The organism is Rubinisphaera margarita (assembly GCF_022267515.1).
Classification (GTDB): Bacteria; Planctomycetota; Planctomycetia; order Planctomycetales; family Planctomycetaceae; genus Rubinisphaera; species Rubinisphaera margarita.
Window position 1 is genome coordinate 814,700 of record NZ_JAKFGB010000012.1, and the last position, 19,036, is coordinate 833,735.

Here is a 19,036-nt window from a genome sequence, read left to right on the forward strand (position 1 = left end):
TCAGATCAGGATCGTGCATGCAGCTTCTGGAACAATTTCGCGGCGAAACTCACTCCTCCCATCAGCGACTCCATCAACTGATCAATCCCGATCGACTGACCAGTGGACTTGAGGAGTACGTCGATGGATTACAGCGCTATCTGAGCGTCGTCGGCCCCGTCGAGAAACATCTCACGCAGCTTTCAGAGCGTGTTCTGCGAGCCGATCAGCTTCCTCCGTCGTGGACGCGCCGACTGCAGAAAACGTCCTGGCTCCTGGAGGACCTCCATTGTCTCAAGGTCGCTCCGCGAGACGTTGCCGTTGCTGATTTCGTTCCGGAGGGCGGGGATCAAGAGGTTCAGAACTCCGAACAAGCTCTGGCGGTGATCGCCGGAAAATCCTACGCCCTTGAAGGGATGACCCTGGGGGCGACGCGAATGGCCGGATTGGTGGAAGAACGCCTCGGTCTGGGAACGTCGAGCGGATGTCGCTTTTTTGTCGGTTACGGTGAGCAGACCGCGGAGTACTGGAAGGCTTTCCGCCGCTGGATCGAGGGCTTGCAGATTGACGATGCGGTCGCGGTGCATGCCGCTGTCGGGATGTTCCGGTCCTTCGAATCGGGCTTCTCCGATTCTCTCGAAACCCTGGAAAGTGCAGGCACCGATGAGTGATTCCTCCCTTCCGTCATCCCCTCTTAACCGGTCGGTCGATTTGACCAATTGCGATCGGGAGCCGATTCATACTCCCGGAGCCGTTCAGAATCGGGGAGCCTTGATTGCGATCGAAATCTCAAGCGGACGTGTTGTCGCTGCGAGTGCGAACTGTGAGGACGTGACAGGGCTGTCGGTCGCCGACCTTTTGGAGAATCCGTTTCGCGAGACGCTTCCCGTCCTGGGAGATATCGTCACCCAGGCCCGTGAGATGCCTGAGGGGAAGCACGCAGATCGCAGGACGGTTGAACTGCCTGCGGGGACGCGGACGGTTCTGGCTCATCATTACGGCGGTCGCTGTCTGGTCGAAGTGCTGACAGCTGAAACGGAATCGGACGTTCAAGCGTCCGATCTGGTCGGTCGCCTGTTTGTGAAAATGGAGCGTCAGTCGCTGGAAGAGATCTACGACTGCGTCGTCCAGACGATCCAGGAATTCACCGGCTTTGATCGAGTGATGCTCTACCAGTTTCTGGAAGACGGTCACGGTTGTGTCATCGCCGAAGCGAAACAGGACGAGCAGGAGGCGTTTCTTGGTCTGCATTATCCAGCGAGCGATATTCCAGCTCCAGCCCGACGGCTGTACGAACTGAATCGAATCCGATTGATCGCCGATGTCGAAGCGCCCACGGTCGACATGGTTTCCGCAGGCGGGATCGAACCGGTCGATATGTCGTTCGCGACACTGCGAGCTATCTCGCCAATTCATGTCGAGTACCTGAAGAACATGGGCGTGCGGGCGAGCATGTCGATCTCGGTGATGCAGGGAGAGAAACTCTGGGGGCTGATCGCCTGCCATCACAATCAGGCGAAACCTGTCAGCCCCGGGATGCGGGATGCGTGTGAGCTGGCAGGGGCTCTGCTGTCGACATTTCTTGTGAGCCGGATGCAGCAGGAGCAGTTGCAGCGGAAAGTGGAAGTGAATCGAGCCATCACCGAGAACCTGTCTTCAATGGGACAGTCGAACGACGTGACGGGCGGTCTGGAACGATCGGCCGGCTGGCTGTGCAGTCTGTTCGACGCCTGTGGCATGGTCTGGCAATCGGGAAGCCACAACTTTTTCTGGGGAGAGCTCCCCAACCAGGAAGCGATCCGGGAACTGCATCAGGCGCTTGCCGTGAGACCCGATCAGGCGATCGCGTTTACCGACCAGATTTCGGCCTGGCTGCCAGCTGCGGCTTCTTATGCGGATCGGTGTGCGGGGATGCTGGCGATTCGCCTCGGGCGGCGTGAAGGGGGCGTGTTTCTGTTCTTTCGTCCTCCATACAGCGCCACCATCACCTGGGGAGGCGATCCGAGCAAGTCAGCAACCCGAGAAGACGGTCGGCTGACCCCCCGAAAATCCTTCGGAGCATTTCAAGAGAAGGTTGAAGGCAAAAGTCGTCCGTGGACGCAGGCCGATCGGGAAGTTGCGGCCACCCTTGCGGCGGGCATGAAGACGATCTTCGTCGAACAGGCCGAACAGCTGCGAAAAGCGATCGACGAATTGCGAGCGCTCAATGCCGATCTGGATGCCTTCGCCTATGCGGCTTCCCATGATTTGAAAGAACCGCTGCGGGGCATCAATCATTTCGCATATCTGCTTGAACAGGCTCAGAACCTGACCGACGAGAACTACGTTCGCGGCCTGCAGGGAGTCAAAAGGCTGACTTCCCGCATGGAAGAACTCCTGAACGGACTGCTGCGATTTTCCCGGGCGGGCCGAGCGGAACTCCGAATCGAAAAGTTCGCGCTTGCCGAAACGGTCGAGCAGATGCAAGATGTACTCTTCGGTGGACTTCCGCCTGAAGACGTTGAAATCAGTGTGGAGTCTGATGGTCCTGTGACGGGAGATTTCGCCTGTGTGCGGGAGATTCTCGGAAACCTTGCCAGCAATGCGATTAAGTACAACGAGAGCGAAATCAAGCGGGTCGAGATCGGAATGGTTCCGGCCTCGGAAACGCCGCTGGCCACGGTTTGCGAGCCTGCGTCCAGCGTGATTTATGTGAACGATAACGGCATCGGAATCGATCCTGCGTTTTCTACACAGATTTTCGAGATTTTTCGCCGGCTGCACGACCGTGATGCCTATGGTGGAGGGGCAGGAGCCGGATTGACAATAGTCCGCCGAATGGTCGAGCGGCACGGGGGCTCGATCGTCGCCGAATCAACCGAACTGGGAACAACGTTCTACTTCACACTGGGACAGAAGTCATGAGCGAGGGTATCGCATCACTCCTCGTTCTCGAGGACAATGATGAAGACTTTGAAGTGCTGAGTCTTGCCTGCCAGCGGTACGGCAAGCCAGTACGCACGCTGCGCTTTCGCAGGGCAGAGCCGCTCCTGGAACTGATCGAGCGGAAGACGCTGGCCCCCCCTGCTCTGGCGATGCTCGATCTTCGGTTGCCTGGAGCGAGTGGCCTTTCCGTACTCGAGCGACTGAAGAAGTCGCCTCACTACGCCTCGGTCCCAGCCGTTGTATTCACAACCAGTTCGAGTCCGTCTGAGATCATCCAATGTTACGATGCCAGCGCGAATGCCTTTCATGCCAAGGTCATCGAAACGGAGACGATGATACGAATGCTGGTTTCCGTGCTGACGTACTGGCTGAGTGATGTCATTCACTGCCCGATGACACGGAGGTCTCGTCATGAGTAACGGGCAGCCCCACGTCCAGCGAATTCTGCTGATCGATGATTCTCCAGAGGATCGGGCCCGTATCCGTGCTGCGCTTATCCAGGGAGGATCTGACCGACGTTATGAATTCCGCGAAGCCTGCAATGGTGAAGAGGGACTCAAGTTATGTCATGAGAGCACGGACTGGCCGATCGACTGCGTGATCGTCGATATCCACATGCCCAAAGTGAACGGCATCGAGCTTCTCAATCAGCTGAGAATGCGGAAAAGCGATCACGTGACCCGCTATCCGGTGATTGTGTTAACGGGCAGCGATGGCAGCAACGATGCCAGCGTGGCGTTGAGATCCGGGGCTCAGGACTACGTGACCAAGAGTGCCATCTATCCATCGGTGCTGTTCCGGGTCGTCGACAATGCGATTGAACGACACGCGATGGTCAAGCGGCTGCATGCCAGCGAGCGGAAAGCGGCTTCGGCCAGCCGTGCGAAGTCGGCTTTTATCGGCAACATCAGTCACGAGATTCGCACCCCGATGACGGCTGTCCTGGGTTTGTGCGAACTGCTGCTGGATACGGAAACGACCGATGACCAGCGGAACATGCTGACGATGATTCGGGACAACGGGAAATATCTGGTCGAGATCGTCAACGATCTACTCGATCTCTCCAAGATGGAAGCCGGTGTGCTGCAGATCGAGCGTTCTCCAACCGAACTCCCCGGGCTGTTAAACGAGCTGTTCAACCTGATGCGTGTTCGTGCCAACGAGAACCAGGTTCGGCTGCGTCTGGATGCCGCCTCCGAACTGCCGGAACGTATTCTGGTCGATCCGATTCGTTTGCGACAGATTCTGCTGAATCTTCTCGGCAACGCCATCAAGTTCAGTCCCGGCGGCGAAGTGGTTCTTGAAGTTAAACGCAAGGTTCACGATGATCAGGAATTCCTGGTCTACAGCGTGGTCGACACGGGTTGTGGAATCGCGGAGGACGATCTCGACTTGATTTTCGAGCCGTTCGCACAATCGGGCGGCGACCAGAAACAGCGAAGCAACGGGACCGGGCTGGGGCTTTCGATCAGCCGCCGACTTGCCAAGGCGATGGGCGGAACCGTGTCGGCGAAGAGCAAGGTTGGCCAGGGCAGCACGTTCACCCTTGCGGTTCCTCTAGTCGTTGCTTCTTCCGTGGACGATTCATCGGCCGAACACGTGATCTCCCTGGCGGGGAACTCCCCGGCATCGCTTGAGAACTGTCACGTGGTCCTTGCTGAAGACGTCCGATCAACGCAGGTTCTGATGAAGCGGATCATCGAAGCAGCGGGCGGGCGGATTACGATCATCGAGAACGGCAGAGAGCTCGTGGACTTCGTTCAGAAAAACGCCGAGTCCGTTTCTGTGGTCGTCACAGACATCCAGATGCCGGGGGTGAATGGCCTGCAGGCCACGCAGGAGATTCTGGCTGTGGACGATCAGATTCCGGTTATCGTTCTGACCGCGGATGCTTCGTCCCGGACCCGTAAGATCGCGCTGGAGGCCGGTGCTCGAGAGGTTGTTACCAAGCCGATCGATCGCTCGACTCTGCTCGAAACGATTTCAACGCTCAGCGAGAACCGTCGACTTTCGCTGGAGTATGAGTAGCCAGCGGCGAGTCATCCTTCGGCGAAGGATTTGCCGTTCTTCTGCTCGCCGTCGATACTGAGCAGATCCTGAGCCTCGACGATAATGCGGGCCACTTCAACAAGCTTTTTCCGCGAATCGTTCGCCATCCGTTGCAGCGTGCGATAAGCCGTGTCTTCGTCGATCTCCCGTTGCTTCATCAACTGGCCTTTGGCGCGCTCGATCCATTTGCGGGCATCGAGAGCGGCCCGGAGTTCTCGATTCTCCTTCATCAGCTCTTCGAACTCTCGAAAACGGGTCAGGACCAGGTAGATCGAGGGGCGTAAGTCGTTCAGCTCGACCGGCTCGGTCAGGTAGGCCATCACATGATCCTGCAACGCATGCTCAACCTTCTCGAGTTCTGCCGTCGGAGAGATGATGATCGACGGAATCGGATGCTTCTTTCCGCAGGCGATGAGCGCGTCAATTCCGTCCATATCGGACAGATGCGTGCTGGCGATCAGGAGCTCGGGCGGTTTCCGCTTCACAGAGTCGATTAGCTCGTGCCCGGAGTCCGTGACCACCGGGACCCGATGGTTCAGCGCAAGCAACATTTGCTCGATAATGGGGCGGACAATCTCATTGCCGTGAGCGAAATAAATCCTCACGCTGTCGGTAGCCAGGTCAGTCATGAACGGAAACGGACTCGATTGAGGATTGTAGACGTACGATCAAACATTCGGACGATGTGCGGAAATAACCGTATGACTATAACCGCGCTATCCGTGGGATGCCACGAATTTCGTGATGAAGAAACACAACTGAGACGCGAATCCAAACAATTCTGCCTGATGCAGGTCTCCAGACGGAAATCATTCCCCACCCTTACGGATCTGCCGGCGCTTATGGTAAGCTGGTCGACGTAAACTTCGACGACTTTGATCCAGTGACAGGGGCTGTTGACGTATGAGATTTCACCCAGGCTTTATGCTTTCCGCTCTACTGTTCCTCTCTCCTCTGCTCATTTCGAGCCAGGCGACTGCGAGAGACGGGCGGCTTCCGAATATCGTGCTCATCGTGGCCGATGATCTCGGTTACCGGGAGCTTGGAAGTTACGGCCAAGAGCACATCCGTACGCCTCAACTCGATCAGCTGGCCGCTGATGGGATGCGATTCACGCAGTTTTACTCGGGCAATGCAGTCTGTGCGCCCTCACGCTGCGTGTTGATGACGGGTAAGCATCCGGGACATGCCGCAGTGCGGGACAACCGATCGACTCCGCCGGAGGGGCAATGGCCGATTCCAGACTCCGAGATCACGATCGCCGAGCTTCTCGAAGAGCTGGGCTACGTTTCAGGAGCATTTGGCAAGTGGGGATTGGGCGGGCCCGAGTCGACCGGACGACCAATGGTTCAGGGGTTCGATCGCTTCTTCGGGTACAACTGTCAGTCGCACGCTCACAGTTATTATCCGTCGTATCTCTGGAACGATGAGCAGCATGTCGCACTGAAGAACGATCCCCCTGTTCCTGGGCACGCCAGTCTGCCCAAGGGAGCCGATCCAGCCGATCCCCGCAGCTACGATGTCTTCAAAGGGAATGACTACGCCCCGGAACGAATCAACGAACAGGCTGTCCAGTTCGTCCGCGACAACAAGGATGAGCCGTTCTTTCTTTATTACCCGACCGTCATTCCGCATGTGGCACTGCATGTTCCGGATAAGGAACTGGAGTCGTATCTGGAACTCAACTGGGACGATCCCCCCTTCACCCGCGCTAACGGCTACGGCTATACGCCTCACTTCACACCACGGGCGGCCTACGCTGCGATGATCACATACATGGATCGCAGCATCGGCAACGTGCTGAAGACCCTGGACGAACTCGGACTGACCGAAGACACCGTTGTCATATTCTCTTCCGACAACGGGACGACGCATCTCAAAGAAGAGGTCGACTACGATTTCTTCAATAGTGTCGGAGAACTGCGAGGGCTGAAAGGTTCGCTGTACGAGGGAGGAATTCGCGTGCCGTGCATCGTTCGCTGGCCAGGTCGCGTCAAGGCCGGTTCCGTCAGTAACCGCGTCGCCGGATTCGAAGACATCATGCCGACCATTCTCGACCTCGTAGGGCACGCGGAGAATTCTCCGCAGGAGATTGACGGAATCAGTTTCGCTCCAACGTTGCTGGGCGAGGACCAGGAGCCGCGGCCATTTCTTTATCGAGAGTTCTCCAGTTACGGCGGCCAACAGTCGGTTCGGGCGGGAGACTGGAAAGCCGTTCGCCAGAACATGCGAAAAGGCAATCTCGAGATTGAACTGTACCACCTCGCTCGCGACCCGGGCGAGCAGAACAATGTCGCCGAACAGCATCCCAAGGTTGTTGAACGGCTCAAGAAACTGATGCAGGAACAACATACCCCATCGGAAGTATTCCCACTCAAGCCGATCGACTGATCGAAACGACTGGAATTTGTCTGCGTTCTCTCGGGAACGTCAGGCAGAAGATGAAATGCGGCCGACATCCATGTGTTGACACGTGCCGAGGTGAACTCGTGGGGTACAGACTGAAACGGAACGAAGGCGTCGAAGCCGGCCTCCGGCGGATTGCGCGGGAACAGATCGAGAAATCACTCCGGGACCTCAGCGATTCCGAGGTGAAAACCTCCCGAAAAGTCCATCAGATCCGCAAGCGGTGTAAGAAGCTGCGGGCTGTGATCAGGCTCGTTCGTCCTGCTCTCGGCGATGCCTATGGCCGGGAGAACAGGGAGTTTCGAGATGCGGCCCGCATGTTGTCGCAGGCCCGTGATGCGAAAACCGCGCTCGACACGTACGATGCGGTCATGGAGACGTTTGAAGATCAGGTCCAGCGGAAAGCGTTTGGCTCGATCCGACGTGAGCTGACCAACCGGAGGAAGGCCCTGCTCGATGAGCGAGTGGATCTAAACGCTCGCTTCCAGGAAGTGGCCGCTCGACTCGAAGCGGCTCGCGATCGCATTCCGTCGTGGCGACTGTCAGAAGAAGGCTTCTCGGCAATTCGCGGCGGCTTGAAGAAGACCTATTCCCGAGCCTGCAAAGAAATGGATGGTGTCGCGGAAGAGCCTGCCGACGAAAACTTTCACAACTGGCGGAAGCGCGTGAAATATCATCGCTACCACTGTCAGATCCTGACTCCGCTCTGGCCGGCCGAACTGCGAGCAAGAGCGGGCGAAGCCGATCGACTCGGCGACTACCTCGGAGACGACCACGACCTGGCCGTTTTACGAGCTCAGGTCGTGGAGAGTCCGGAGGCATTTGGACAGGAACGGGACATCCAGGCGTTTCTTGGATTGATGGATCAACAGCGTGAACTGCTGCAGCAGAAGAGCTTTCTTGTTGGGCGGCGGCTCTTTGCCGAGAAGCCCGGCGCACTCTGCAATCGTATGTCCAGGTACTGGGACGTCTGGCAACTCTGATTCTCTCCCCGCATCAGCCGTTGATCACTTCTCCGCCGTTGGGATGCAACACCTGACCGGTCATGTACGAGGAGTCGTCAGAGGCCAGGAAGACGTAACAGGTTCCAACTTCCGAAGGTTGGCCGGCTCGACCGAGAGGGGAATCGCCGCCGAACTTGCTCACCTTTTCCGCATCGAATGAAGCCGGAATGAGCGGTGTCCAGATTGGACCCGGTGCGACCGCATTAACGCGAATTCCTTCGGCTGCCAGCTTCTGGGAAAGAGATCGCGTGAACGCCACGATCGCCCCTTTTGTCGAGGAGTAGTCGAGCAAGCCGGGGCTGCCGCGGTACGCGGTAACGGACGTCGTATTGATAATCGTACTCCCCTTCTGCTTTCGCAGATGAGGTAGTGCCGCCTGAGTGAGGAAGAACATCGAAAAGATGTTGGTGCGAAACGTCTGAACGAGCTGCTCTTCACTGATGGCGTCGATTTCTTTGGCTTCGTGCTGTTCGGCGGCGTTATTAACGAGAACGTCCAGTTGCCCGAATTTGGAGATGGTCTCCTCAACGGCTTTCTGGCAAAAGGCTTTTTCCCCGATATCACCTTTGATCAGTAAGCTGCTTTGGCCTTCCTGTTCGATCATCTTCGCCGTCTTCTCGGCGTCCTGCTGTTCTTCAAGATAGACAATGGCGACATCGGCTCCTTCCCGGGCGAACATGACTGCGGCACTCCGGCCGATCCCGCTGTCGCCTCCGGTTATGAGCGCCACCTTGCCTTTCAGTTTGCTCGAACCCTGGTAATCCTCTCGGACCACGACAGGTTCCGGCTCCATCTTGTGCTGACGTCCTGGCTGTCGCGCCTGTGACTGAGCCGGTCGCTGTTCGCCTTCCGAAGCACCTCGTGATTTGGATTTGTTCGCCATCCTTTTACTCCTTCCGATTCGACAAGCGTAAGCTGGAAATGCGCAGACAGCAGCCTCTCAGGGAACGACCATGTGTCGGATCCGAGAGAGGCTGGTCCAGGGAGACGCCGTTAAGCGTTGGCGGCGGTATTAATCTTCTTGCTCAACTGCGTCAGATTCTTGTCAGTCGTTTCCTCTTCATCGAGATTCTGCCCGAGCTCGGACTTGGCTGTGCGATAGCCGAGGAGTTCCGCCCAGGTACAGAGCGTTCCGTAGGTGGCGATTTCGTAGTGTTCGACCTTCTGGGCAGCTGCAATCAGCAGAGCATCCATGACTTCGGGATCCGCGTCGTGGCTCATCAGATCCTCGGCCTCTTCCAGAAGTCCGGCCATGGCTTCACATTTCTTGGCCCGAGCAGACTTCCCGGTGTCTTCGAACGCTTTCTCGACGCGCTCGACCTGTTTCTCGGTCTGCTGCAAATGGTCCTGAAAAGCTTTTTTCAATTCCTGTGAGGAAGCCTTCTTCGCCATCTTGGAGAGTGCTTTGGTCAGCTGTTTCTCTGCGCTGAGCACATCTCGGAGTTCATCATAGAATGCATCTTCCAGTGTCTTCATCGCCATCTCGGTATCTCCTGAGGATTCGTCGGAATGCGGGCGGTCTTGCCCGACTCGTTCCGAATGTTGCAAGAGTTATGCCGAAGGGGTTCCGCCGATCGCGGTTACAGGACTTCTCCCACCGCCCTGCGGATACCAGAGCCTTTCGAACAGTTCTGCAGGCCAAAGAACTCCTCTGGGGCCCGTGAGGAGGACCGATCGGCGGTTCGTGGCGGCGACAAGATTCTCGTCGGGACGATCAGGTAACGATCGTTCTGCGCTCGCTGCGATCAATGCATGGAATAGATAGCGGCAAGGCGTGCTGTCGTCCGGCGACGATGACGTTCACAGCCGATGGTGTCATCCAGGCGGCGGTGTGGTCTTCGGGGATAACGAAGTCAGATCGCGCGGCGGCGGGCCATAGAGCCTCGTTCCGTCGGCGGCGTATCGTCCTCCATGCACGGGACAGTCCCAGGTCTGAGCCGCCTGATTCCAGCGGACTACGCCTCCCAGATGCGAACAGATGGGACTGAGGCGGTGTTCGCAACCATCGAGATCGCGACAGATGGCCATACGGTGTCCGTCGACAAGGCCGACCGCTCCCTCGCCGGGAGCGAGCGATGAGCGATCGATAGGGGGAGCGGGAAGAATGCGCTGGGCGTAACTGGCGAGGGCCGGAAGCAGCTCGGATGCCACGCGAGGAAGACCAGCAAGAACAGACCGCCCCGGCATAAGATGGCTGTCGAGGTCAGATTTCTCTCCGGCGATTTGAGCAGCAATTAAAGTGGCCGCCGCCGTCCCCCAGGTCAGGCCGGCTCCCCGAAATCCGGCTGCGAGCCAGATCTTATCCCGGTGCGGAATCGGCCCGATGAATGGCAATCCGTCGGCGGGATCAAAGTACTCGCCACTCCACTCCGCGAGAATCTCCTCGACACGAAAGCGATCGGAGACATATTTTCTAAGCGTGTTTTTGCTTTCTTCCGGATGATTCGTCCCAGTGCGGTGATCGGCACCACCGACCATCAACAGTCGGGGGTCGCTGCTGTTGACCCTTCTGATGTAGTAGTACGGGGAGCGGTTATCCCAGAACAGCCCGTCCGGCTGATCCTCCTTCACGCGAACGACCAGGGCGTAGGACTGATACGCCGGAAGCTGGAGGTCCAGTCGCAGCACGTTGGTGTAGTTGCTGTGTACCGCACAGACGATGGCGTCGCTGAAGATCGCATGGGGACCTGCCCGGAGCGCGATACGATCGAACTCACCCCCGATCGTCACGTGAGTGTTCTCGAAAATTCGTCCGCCCGCTTTCACGACCCTCTCGGCGAGATCCTGCAGATAGGCATAGCTGTCAATTCTCGCCATGCCTTTGATGCGGTAACCGCAGGCTCCGTGGCGAATCGGCAGGTTCTCTTCCCAACTGGTTTCGAGCCCGAGTTGTCCGCAGAGCTCGCAATCGGTCTGCAACTGTTCGCGGTCTCGAATCGTTTCGCCGTAATGCCAGCCAGGCACGCGCTGAAAGTCGCAGCCCGATCCGGCTCTCTGTTCAATCTGATCGATCGCGCGGAGCCGAAGCTGAACCACTTCCCGGGCCACGGAAAGTTTCAACGTTTTCAGAAGGTTCGACGGCCCGTATTCCGGGTGAGCATCAAGATGTCCCGTACTTGCTCCGGTCGTTCCTGCGCCAATCAAAGACGCTTCAAAGACAGAAACCTGAAACCCGCGATCAAGAAGTTCGATGGCCGTGGAGAGGCCTGTGATCCCCGCACCCACGATCGCCACTTCGGTATAAAGATCGTCCGCCAGCCGATCGAACCGCTGGGTAAGCCCGGCAGAGCCGGTCGTGGGATCGCGGACCCAGAATGAGTGATGACTCGGGAGAGACATGAATGACCATTTGACGGAGGCAGCGAAAACGGCTTTTGCTGTTCCTCCCCTTCCATTAATTTATCCCTGAAGGAGCGATTCAGCTCCATCAATCCAAACGGGAGACCCTGTGATGTGGCCCGCTGCTTTACTGGCCAGGAATACGACCAGTTGGCCGACCTGCTCCGGTTTTCCCATCTCCCCGTGCGTCAGCGGGATCTTCCCTTCGGGAAATTCGACCGGCGTTTCGATTTCATCGAGATCACGCTTCTCCGTCTTCGCGTGAATGCCGGTGTCGAATGCTCCGGGACAGATCACGTTGACACGAATTCTGGACGGGGCGAGTTCCAGAGCCAGCATTTGTCCCAGCGCAAGTTGTCCCGCCTTGCTGGATGCATACGCCGAGGCCCCCTCGTTGCTGAAGACCCGCGTTCCGTTGACCGAAGAGAGAATCGCAATGCTCCCTCCGCCCGCATTGCGGAGATGAGGGACGGCGTAATGAACGGTGAGGAAAGAGCCGGTCAGATTGATGTCGATTGTTTTCTTCCATTCCTCGACGCAGATCTCGTCGACTGGCGCCCACGTTCCATTGATGCCGGCATTCACACAGACAGCAGTGAGCTTGCCCCACTTCTCGACGATCTGGTCGACAGCCGCCTTCATCTGCTCCGGGACGGTCACATCTCCCACGACTGCGAACCCTTCCCCGCCTGCTTCCTGGATCGAGTAAACCACCTCGCTGAGAGCATCCGCGTCGAGATCAGTGACTGCGACCCTGGCCCCTGAGCGAGCTGCTTCCAGAGCGATGGCGCGTCCGATCCCCGCCCCACCTCCGGTGACCCACATGACCTCATCATTAAGCTCAACGTGCATCTTCCCTCCCATACGAAAGCAGAATAATTTCCTCTCGCTCAGGATGAAGCAACTTCTGCGCCGGGGCGAAGAATCCACTGTTGCTGACCTGGACGGCCTGTGTTTCGTTAACGGCCCAGGGCTGGGAAAGATTGTGGTCTGCGCATAAAGAGAGCCCGTGGCAGCGACCACGGGCTCTCTGGTAGTTTGTCAGATCAGGCGTCGATCTTGACGGTTTCCGGCTTCCAGCGACTCGAGCTCCCTTTGCCGTTCACGGCAATGGAATACTCCGAGCGGCGGTAGTTTTCCGTGTCTCGAGAAGCTCCGAGCATCTCTTCGTAAATCTCCTCGTATTCAACGGCCATATGGGCCAGTGAGAGACGGGTGAGAGCGGCGCTTCGGCAACGGGCGCGGTCGATGAGAAAGCATTCACGTAGCGCGCGAACCAAGTCTCTCGTGCTGTCGGCCCGGGCGAGGCGACCAACGTCGCGGGTCACCAACTCGCCAAGACCGTTCATGTCATAAGCGGCGACCGGAATTCCGCAACCGAGCGCTCGCCCCACGGCCAGTTCCGCAGCCAGGTCTTCCGGCGTGGTCACAATGCAGACCCGGGCCTGCGACAGGACAGCTCGCTCTTCATCCTCAAGCAATTCACCCAGGTACTGATCCTGCGTCTTGAGGCGAGGGGCGATGTGATGGTCGAAATATTCCTGGTCGACGATCGGTCCTACGATGTCAATCGGCATTCCCGCTTCGTACGCGGCATCGATGGCATAATGGAGATTGTTCTCCGGCGTGATGTCCCCGCTCCAAAACGCTCGTCGACTGGGGGCGCGGAAGTCTTTTTTCCAGAAATCTGTTTCGACGCCGGGATGGATGACACGAGCGTCGCCTACTTTGTTATGCCAGAGATCAGCGTAGTGGTCGGAGATTGCGACGAAGCGGGTTTCGTGGTTGTGCCGCAATTCGTCGAGAGAGGTAACGTCAGCCGGTGGTTCAGCAAGTGTGACGATGACAGGACAATCCGCGACGTCCTGCCGATAGAACACGCGGGAGTCGGTGTCGAATGTATGAAGCAGATCGATGTGGAGTTCTTCGAGCGCTCTTTCCTGTTCTGAAGTCGTTGCTGCAACCGGTTCGAAGCGGTCGCCCCCCACTTCATAGATGTCTTCGTTGCCGAAGAAGAGAACGTGATGTCCGCGATGGCTCAACTCGATCGCGTACGCTCTGGCAAGATGCTCGACCTCTTCTGAACCTTCCAGGGGTTCCACGGGCCCGTTCACTCCGATATTCATGACCAACTCGAGACGATTTCGTACTTTCCGCCGGGCTTCAAGGCCCAGGCACGCTTCACTTGAACCGCGCCGATCTGGCAGATGCCTTCTATCCATATTGTCGAGCAATCGCCATGCCATACTCCGCAGGACGCTTGGAGCGTGTCTTCGCAGGTCGCGACCGACCGAGAACCGAACAGCAAGCTCGCCCAACGATCAGGCCGTGCGTTCTCTGCTTTTCCTTGACCGGCGGTCGATTGCTGGTGAACGGCCCCCCAAGTACGATGACTTTCCGTTCGTGATCTTGTATTCAGACAGGCACCGTATTCAGGCAGGCACCATGACCGACCCGCGCTCCCGGAGGCCGTCGAGGTTATCTGTCGCGCTCACGATCGGATTCGTCGTCTCGATTTTGATGGGCATCGGCCCCGGGGTGCTCCTTGTTAACCGTCCCGCCACGTTCCTTGGTCTTCCCCTGCTCTACGCCTGGGGCATCTTCTGGTATCTGGTCATGGCGGTGATTGCGTTAGCGGCCTATCTCTTTATCTGGCAGGACGCCGCCGGGGGATCGCAGGGGGACTGAATGACGCTTGCATTTCAGACGACCGTATCGTCGGAAATGGGAATGATTCCGGTTGTCGTTCTCATCGGTTATCTGTTCGTTCTGCTGCTCATCGGCTGGATTGGCTACAGGACAAGCAAGTCCGGTGAAGAGGATTACTATCTCGCCGGACGCGGACAGGGGTGGCTGATTTCTTCGCTCACGATCATGGCGACGTTCTTCAGTTCGTTCGCTCTGCTCGGCGCGCCCGGCATGGTTTATCGGGAAGGCGTCGTTTTCGCGCTGGTCAGTTTGAATGTCCCGGTGGCCGGCTTCTGCATCTATCTGCTCGGAACGCGGATTCACGCCGCGGGGCAGGCTCGCGGATATGTCACTCAGGCCGACATGCTCTGCCGATATTATGGCTCTCCTGTCCTGCTCAGACTCCTGATCGTGCTTGTCGGCATTATGTTCACGATGCCTTACGTGATGATGCAGCTGAAAGCCGGCGGCGAGTTGACAGCCGTCCTCTTTCCAACGACCGCGCATTCTTTTGAGATCGGAGCGATCGTCCTTTCATGCATTACGGCCGTCTATATCATGGTTGGAGGCATGCGGAGTGTGGCGTGGACCGACGCCTTGCAGTGTCTGCTGTTGACGTCCGGAATGATGCTGGCTGGTATCGCGATGGTTTCCGTGCTGGGAGGCTGGACCAGTTTTGCCAGATCCCTGACGCAGTTGCCGGATTCGTCGCTGACACTGCCGGGCAACACCGGCTTCTGGACCTTGCCGAGACTGATGAGTGTCTGCCTGTTGATGCCCATCGGCGGGATAATCCAGCCGGCACAGTGGATGCGATTCTATTCCGCGAAAGACCGCAAGACGCTGATGCGGAGCGCGTTGATCTTCATTGTTCTGCTCACGGGCTGCTTTCTACTTGGCATTATGCTTGTCGGACTGGGCGGGCAAGTGCTCTATCCGCTGCAGATCGACGAAGCCGGAGTCCGTCCCCACCCCGAGATCGGCAATTACGATCAAATCCTGGTGGTGGTGATGAGAGATCAGCTTCCCCAACTGCTGGGCGATCAGTTCGGCTATCTTCTCGCTTCAATTCTGATCGTGGCAATTATGGCCGCGGCGATGAGCACCGCAGACAGCAATCTGCACGCGTTGAGCGCGCTGATTACTCGTGATGTTTACGATCAGTTTCTACGTCCGCGGGCGACGGAGCGGGAACGCGTCTGGGTCGGACGGCTGGTCATTCTGGCGGCCACATTCCTCGCCCTCGTTGTCGTGATCGGCGGGTCTCGACCCGAAAGCTCTCTGAGCGGCTTCATGGAAATGATTGTCGGACTGGCGCTGTTTGCGGTCGCATTCAGCGTCCAGTTGCTTCCGATGACGATCGATGTCCTGTTTATTCGCCGGGGGACCAGGACCGGTGCGTGCGTCGGCTTGATCATCGGCCTGCTGTGGGCAATGGCGTTCACGAGCCTGTTTCCTCCCCTCGTCAACGCGCTGGGGGTGCCCGGCAGCCAGTCGCTCTTGAACGCGATTGCGGCAGCGAAATCCCTGCTGCCCGTGGATGCCTCGGCGTGGGGGCTGATCCCCAATCTTCTCGTCTTCGTGCTCATGAGCCTGTTCACGAAGCCGGTTCCTGCCGAGCGGAAGCTGGAGTTCGCGACCGACATGAATGCGTGAAGCATTCGCGGTTATCCCGCGGGGTACTCCACTCTAGTGGAGGCTGTAGCGACCCATTTTGTAATGGAGTGTCCGTACACTGACCCCGAGCCGCCTGGCCGTCTTCTCCCGATGATACTCGCAGGCTTCGAGCGCATTGATGATCGCGTTTCGCTCGCACTCCTCGACGGACTCCGCCAGTGTCACCAGCGGCGCTGCTCGAGAGTTTCGCGGGAACAGCTCCTGCGGCAGATCCTTCGCGTGGATAACATCGTCGGTTAATGTGACCACGAGTCGCTCCATGACATTGCGAAGCTGTCGCACGTTTCCGGGCCAGTGGGCGGCGGCAAGTGATTGCATCGCTTCCGAGGCGACCTGTTTTGAGGGGCGATTGTGTCGCTCGCAGAAATGCCGGAGGAAGTGCTCCACCAGCAGCGGGATGTCCTCTCTTCGCTGTCGCAAGGAAGGAATCTGAATCGGAATCACGTTGAGTCGATAATAGAGATCCTCGCGAAATGTTCCATCGTCGATCAGATCCTGAACCGACTTGTTGGTCGCCGAGATGATACGAACGTCCGTTTCCTGCATCCCTTCTCCGCCGACTCGTGAATAGAGTCGCGATTCCAGCACCCGCAACAGATCAACCTGACTCTTCGACGACATCTCGGTCACTTCATCGAGAAACAGCGTGCCCCCCTGGGCCTGCTCAAAGCAACCGGGCTTCTGCCGGATCGCGCCGGTGAAGGCTCCTTTCTCGTGTCCGAACAACTCACTCTCAAGCAAACTTTCCGGCATGGCTCCGAGGTTGACGGCGATGAACGGGCCGTCGCTGCGATCGCTGAGATCGTGAAGGGCGCGGGCGATGAGTTCCTTGCCGGTGCCGCTCTCCCCCTGGATCATTACCGTGGCTTCTGTGGCGGCGACCTGTCGGACCTGGCGGAACACGTCCTGCATCGCCGCACAACTGCCGATGATCTTTGAGATCTCCCCCGCATTGGCCAGTTGGTTTCTCAGTCGCTGATTTTCCAGCCGCAACAGATAATGGTCTCGCGCTTTGCGCACCTGCTGTCGAACCAGATTCAGGTCGAGAGGTTTGCCGATGAAGTCAAAGGCTCCCGCCCGCATCGCCTCGACGGCGGTTTCGACGGTTCCATGAGCGGTGATGACAATGACGGCTGTTTGAGGGCGAGAGTAGAGAATCTTCCGGACGAGCTGGATGCCGTCCATACTGGAGTTGAGTCGGACGTCGGCGATTACGAGATCGAACTTTTGACGTTCGAACTTGCTGAGCGCTTCGTCGGCATCACCGGCCGTATCGAGCAGATCCGCTTCCGTGGCGAGCCCCTTGGCCAGTCCGGAACGGATATTCGGTTCGTCATCGACGATCAGAACGCCGAAATCGGTGGCTTTCATAGCTTCCCATCCAGAGGAATCAGAACTGTGAACTCGGTGCCCGGCTGTCCGGGACTGAGATTGCGGGAATGAAACTCGATCGTCCCCCCGTGCTGGCGAACGATTTTATCACAAAGGGCGAGCCCCATGCCGGTTCCTTCTCGTCGGGTTGTGAAATACGGGTCGAAGATCTCGTGGGCGATCTCGGTCGGAACGCCGTGGCCGGTATCGGACACATCGATCCGCACGAAGTCCTCCTGCAGCGACAGACGGAATGTCAGCGTTCCTCCCTCCGGCATGGCCGCCAGTCCGTTGAGCGCAAGGTTCAACAGGACCTGTTCGAGCTGGACGGAATCAGCCTGCACCGTGGGGGGATCGACGACCGCCAGATCGAGTTCAATCTGCACATCCTGAGAATTTGCCTGGGGACGGAGGAGTCGGACCAGCTTCACGATGAGCGCCCAGATTTCCACCGGCGCCCGTCCCAGTGCGGTCATCGCGGCATAGTTTCTGAATCCGTCGAGAACTTCATTGATCCGCTTTACTTCAGTATGCAGAACGTCCAGGGACTCCTGAATCTCGGGGTCGGTCTGCTGCGTGGCGAGTTGCTCGCTGAGAAGCTGAATGTGCAGCGAAAGTGCGCTGAGCGGGTTTTTGATTTCATGATGTAAACCGGCAGCCAGCGAGCCGAGACCGATGAAGCGTTCCATACGCCGCAATCGTTCTTCAAGAAGTGCTTTCTGAGTCACGTCCCGAACATGAAGCACGGTGCCGATCTCCTCGTCTCGCTGGTTCCTCAGCAGGGTACAACCGGCTCGCAGCGTCTTCCGATGACCGTGGTTATTCACGTTGTAATCGCGATCGCGTACACAGTTGTGTTCCTGATTCACCTCCGTACAAATCAGATGCAACAGCCCATGATCGGGTGCGATCTCTGAGAGAGCCTGCCCCAAGGTGCCATTCTCCATCCCGATCAATTCTCGTCCGCGAGGATTAATGCTGGTGATCCGGCCCGCCGAGTCGGTGGTAATGACTCCAGCATCCATACTGGCCAGGATGTCCGTTGCCAGGACCTTCACGTCACGGAGAGAACGTTCGCTGCTTAGGTAGCCGCGAAGCATCAGAGCAAAGGCAATTGCTGTGCCGGTAATGTTGAGCACGAGCAGGATCGAGAGGCGGCTTTGAAGTTTGAGATCGCCGGAAAGCTCCCGTGCGGCTTCGAGGTCGCTTTCCGGCAGGTGCTGAATGATCCGGCTGACGATCTCCTGTTCCTGTTGCACGTCCCAGAGAATCCAGGCGGTCAGCCCCAGTGCAGACACGCTCAGCAGCACGAGCCCGAGAGCGAAGAGCCGGGCGTTGTTGGTAAGAGAACCGTCCTTAACGTCGAACATCTAATCTGAAATCCGCAATGAGATCGTAGGCACAGTATGCCCCGGCGATCGAGCAGCGGCCGGGCAACTTCATTGTCATCAATTGGATCGCTGCAGGGGAACCGTACTGACGGAGAAATTCCGGGCAATTCACGTCGACAGTCGGAACCGGGAACTTTCAACAAGTCCACATCGTGCAAGTTCTTGCAGACTGTCTGCAGGGGAATGCACAACGAGACTGATCGCTTC

General features: G+C 57.8%; 16 protein-coding genes. 8 read left to right on the forward strand and 8 right to left on the reverse strand.

Annotated elements, in window-relative coordinates; translation table 11 throughout:
- Positions 1 to 17: 17 nt before the first annotated feature.
- From L1A08_RS11600 to L1A08_RS11615, 4 genes are read left to right on the forward strand one after another with little or no spacing between them, the layout of a single operon-like run.
- Entirely contained in the window at positions 18 to 650 is a 633-nt protein-coding gene (locus tag L1A08_RS11600; RefSeq protein WP_238756564.1) for a biliverdin-producing heme oxygenase, read from the forward strand.
- Positions 643 to 2,883, forward strand: coding sequence for an ATP-binding protein (locus L1A08_RS11605; RefSeq protein ID WP_238756565.1), 2,241 nt, complete (start codon positions 643 to 645; stop codon positions 2,881 to 2,883). Before L1A08_RS11600 ends, L1A08_RS11605 begins: the two co-directional genes overlap by 8 nt.
- Complete coding sequence (locus tag L1A08_RS11610; RefSeq protein ID WP_238756566.1) at positions 2,880 to 3,323, forward strand: response regulator; 444 nt, start codon at positions 2,880 to 2,882, stop codon at positions 3,321 to 3,323. The genes L1A08_RS11605 and L1A08_RS11610 overlap by 4 nt, the downstream gene beginning before the upstream one ends.
- The gene (locus L1A08_RS11615) at positions 3,316 to 4,932 is read left to right on the forward strand and encodes a hybrid sensor histidine kinase/response regulator (protein WP_238756567.1); all 1,617 of its coding nucleotides are present in this window, start codon (positions 3,316 to 3,318) and stop codon (positions 4,930 to 4,932) included. The genes L1A08_RS11610 and L1A08_RS11615 overlap by 8 nt, the downstream gene beginning before the upstream one ends.
- An 11-nt stretch (positions 4,933 to 4,943) precedes the next feature.
- On the opposite strand, the gene L1A08_RS11620 is transcribed toward L1A08_RS11615, so the two are convergent.
- Positions 4,944 to 5,582, reverse strand: coding sequence for an ANTAR domain-containing response regulator (locus L1A08_RS11620; RefSeq protein ID WP_238756568.1), 639 nt, complete (start codon positions 5,580 to 5,582; stop codon positions 4,944 to 4,946).
- A gap of 274 nt (positions 5,583 to 5,856) precedes the next feature.
- On the opposite strand from L1A08_RS11620, the gene L1A08_RS11625 reads away from it, so the two are divergent.
- On the forward strand, positions 5,857 to 7,344 hold the full coding sequence (locus L1A08_RS11625; protein WP_238756569.1) for an arylsulfatase: 1,488 nt from the start codon (positions 5,857 to 5,859) through the stop codon (positions 7,342 to 7,344).
- 98 nt (positions 7,345 to 7,442) lie between these two features.
- On the forward strand, positions 7,443 to 8,342 hold the full coding sequence (locus L1A08_RS11630; RefSeq protein WP_238756570.1) for a CHAD domain-containing protein: 900 nt from the start codon (positions 7,443 to 7,445) through the stop codon (positions 8,340 to 8,342).
- Between the two features lie 13 nt (positions 8,343 to 8,355).
- Here L1A08_RS11630 and L1A08_RS11635 read toward each other — a convergent pair whose 3' ends face one another.
- The 5 genes from L1A08_RS11635 to L1A08_RS11655 form a co-directional block, all read right to left on the reverse strand.
- On the reverse strand, positions 8,356 to 9,246 hold the full coding sequence (locus L1A08_RS11635; RefSeq protein WP_238756571.1) for an SDR family oxidoreductase: 891 nt from the start codon (positions 9,244 to 9,246) through the stop codon (positions 8,356 to 8,358).
- A 110-nt stretch (positions 9,247 to 9,356) separates the two neighbouring features.
- Entirely contained in the window at positions 9,357 to 9,845 is a 489-nt protein-coding gene (locus L1A08_RS11640) for a YciE/YciF ferroxidase family protein (RefSeq protein WP_238756572.1), read from the reverse strand.
- 333 nt (positions 9,846 to 10,178) lie between these two features.
- Positions 10,179 to 11,702 carry an FAD-dependent oxidoreductase gene (locus L1A08_RS11645; protein ID WP_238756573.1) on the reverse strand — a complete coding sequence of 508 codons (1,524 nt, stop codon included), beginning with the start codon at positions 11,700 to 11,702 and terminating at the stop codon, positions 10,179 to 10,181.
- A 60-nt stretch (positions 11,703 to 11,762) separates the two neighbouring features.
- Positions 11,763 to 12,554, reverse strand: a complete 792-nt coding sequence (locus L1A08_RS11650; RefSeq protein ID WP_238756574.1) for an SDR family oxidoreductase — start codon at positions 12,552 to 12,554, stop codon at positions 11,763 to 11,765.
- A gap of 194 nt (positions 12,555 to 12,748) precedes the next feature.
- Complete coding sequence (locus tag L1A08_RS11655; protein WP_238756575.1) at positions 12,749 to 13,828, reverse strand: glycosyltransferase; 1,080 nt, start codon at positions 13,826 to 13,828, stop codon at positions 12,749 to 12,751.
- 202 nt (positions 13,829 to 14,030) lie between these two features.
- Here L1A08_RS11655 and L1A08_RS11660 point away from each other — a divergent pair, with 202 nt between their 5' ends.
- Both L1A08_RS11660 and L1A08_RS11665 read left to right on the forward strand, forming a co-directional pair.
- Entirely contained in the window at positions 14,031 to 14,390 is a 360-nt protein-coding gene (locus L1A08_RS11660) for a hypothetical protein (protein WP_238756576.1), read from the forward strand.
- Positions 14,391 to 16,046, forward strand: a complete 1,656-nt coding sequence (locus L1A08_RS11665) for a sodium:solute symporter family protein (protein WP_238756577.1) — start codon at positions 14,391 to 14,393, stop codon at positions 16,044 to 16,046.
- 33 nt (positions 16,047 to 16,079) lie between these two features.
- On the opposite strand, the gene L1A08_RS11670 is transcribed toward L1A08_RS11665, so the two are convergent.
- Positions 16,080 to 17,438, reverse strand: coding sequence for a sigma-54-dependent transcriptional regulator (locus L1A08_RS11670; protein WP_238756578.1), 1,359 nt, complete (start codon positions 17,436 to 17,438; stop codon positions 16,080 to 16,082).
- Entirely contained in the window at positions 17,435 to 18,808 is a 1,374-nt protein-coding gene (locus L1A08_RS11675) for a two-component system sensor histidine kinase NtrB (protein ID WP_238756579.1), read from the reverse strand. Before L1A08_RS11675 ends, L1A08_RS11670 begins: the two co-directional genes overlap by 4 nt.
- Between the last annotated feature and the right edge of the window lie 228 nt (positions 18,809 to 19,036).

Bases quoted from the DNA above. Each gene is read 5' to 3' on its own strand.
- L1A08_RS11600 (WP_238756564.1), top strand. From the start codon at position 18: ATGCAGCTTCTGGAACAATTTCGCGGCGAAACTCACTCCTCCCATCAG.
- L1A08_RS11605 (WP_238756565.1), top strand. From the start codon at position 643: ATGAGTGATTCCTCCCTTCCGTCATCCCCTCTTAACCGGTCGGTCGAT.
- L1A08_RS11610 (WP_238756566.1), top strand. From the start codon at position 2,880: ATGAGCGAGGGTATCGCATCACTCCTCGTTCTCGAGGACAATGATGAA.
- L1A08_RS11615 (WP_238756567.1), top strand. From the start codon at position 3,316: ATGAGTAACGGGCAGCCCCACGTCCAGCGAATTCTGCTGATCGATGAT.
- L1A08_RS11620 (WP_238756568.1), bottom strand. From the start codon at position 5,582: ATGACTGACCTGGCTACCGACAGCGTGAGGATTTATTTCGCTCACGGC.
- L1A08_RS11625 (WP_238756569.1), top strand. From the start codon at position 5,857: ATGAGATTTCACCCAGGCTTTATGCTTTCCGCTCTACTGTTCCTCTCT.
- L1A08_RS11635 (WP_238756571.1), bottom strand. From the start codon at position 9,246: ATGGCGAACAAATCCAAATCACGAGGTGCTTCGGAAGGCGAACAGCGA.
- L1A08_RS11640 (WP_238756572.1), bottom strand. From the start codon at position 9,845: ATGGCGATGAAGACACTGGAAGATGCATTCTATGATGAACTCCGAGAT.
- L1A08_RS11645 (WP_238756573.1), bottom strand. From the start codon at position 11,702: ATGTCTCTCCCGAGTCATCACTCATTCTGGGTCCGCGATCCCACGACC.
- L1A08_RS11650 (WP_238756574.1), bottom strand. From the start codon at position 12,554: ATGCACGTTGAGCTTAATGATGAGGTCATGTGGGTCACCGGAGGTGGG.
- L1A08_RS11655 (WP_238756575.1), bottom strand. From the start codon at position 13,828: ATGAATATCGGAGTGAACGGGCCCGTGGAACCCCTGGAAGGTTCAGAA.
- L1A08_RS11665 (WP_238756577.1), top strand. From the start codon at position 14,391: ATGACGCTTGCATTTCAGACGACCGTATCGTCGGAAATGGGAATGATT.
- L1A08_RS11670 (WP_238756578.1), bottom strand. From the start codon at position 17,438: ATGAAAGCCACCGATTTCGGCGTTCTGATCGTCGATGACGAACCGAAT.
- L1A08_RS11675 (WP_238756579.1), bottom strand. From the start codon at position 18,808: ATGTTCGACGTTAAGGACGGTTCTCTTACCAACAACGCCCGGCTCTTC.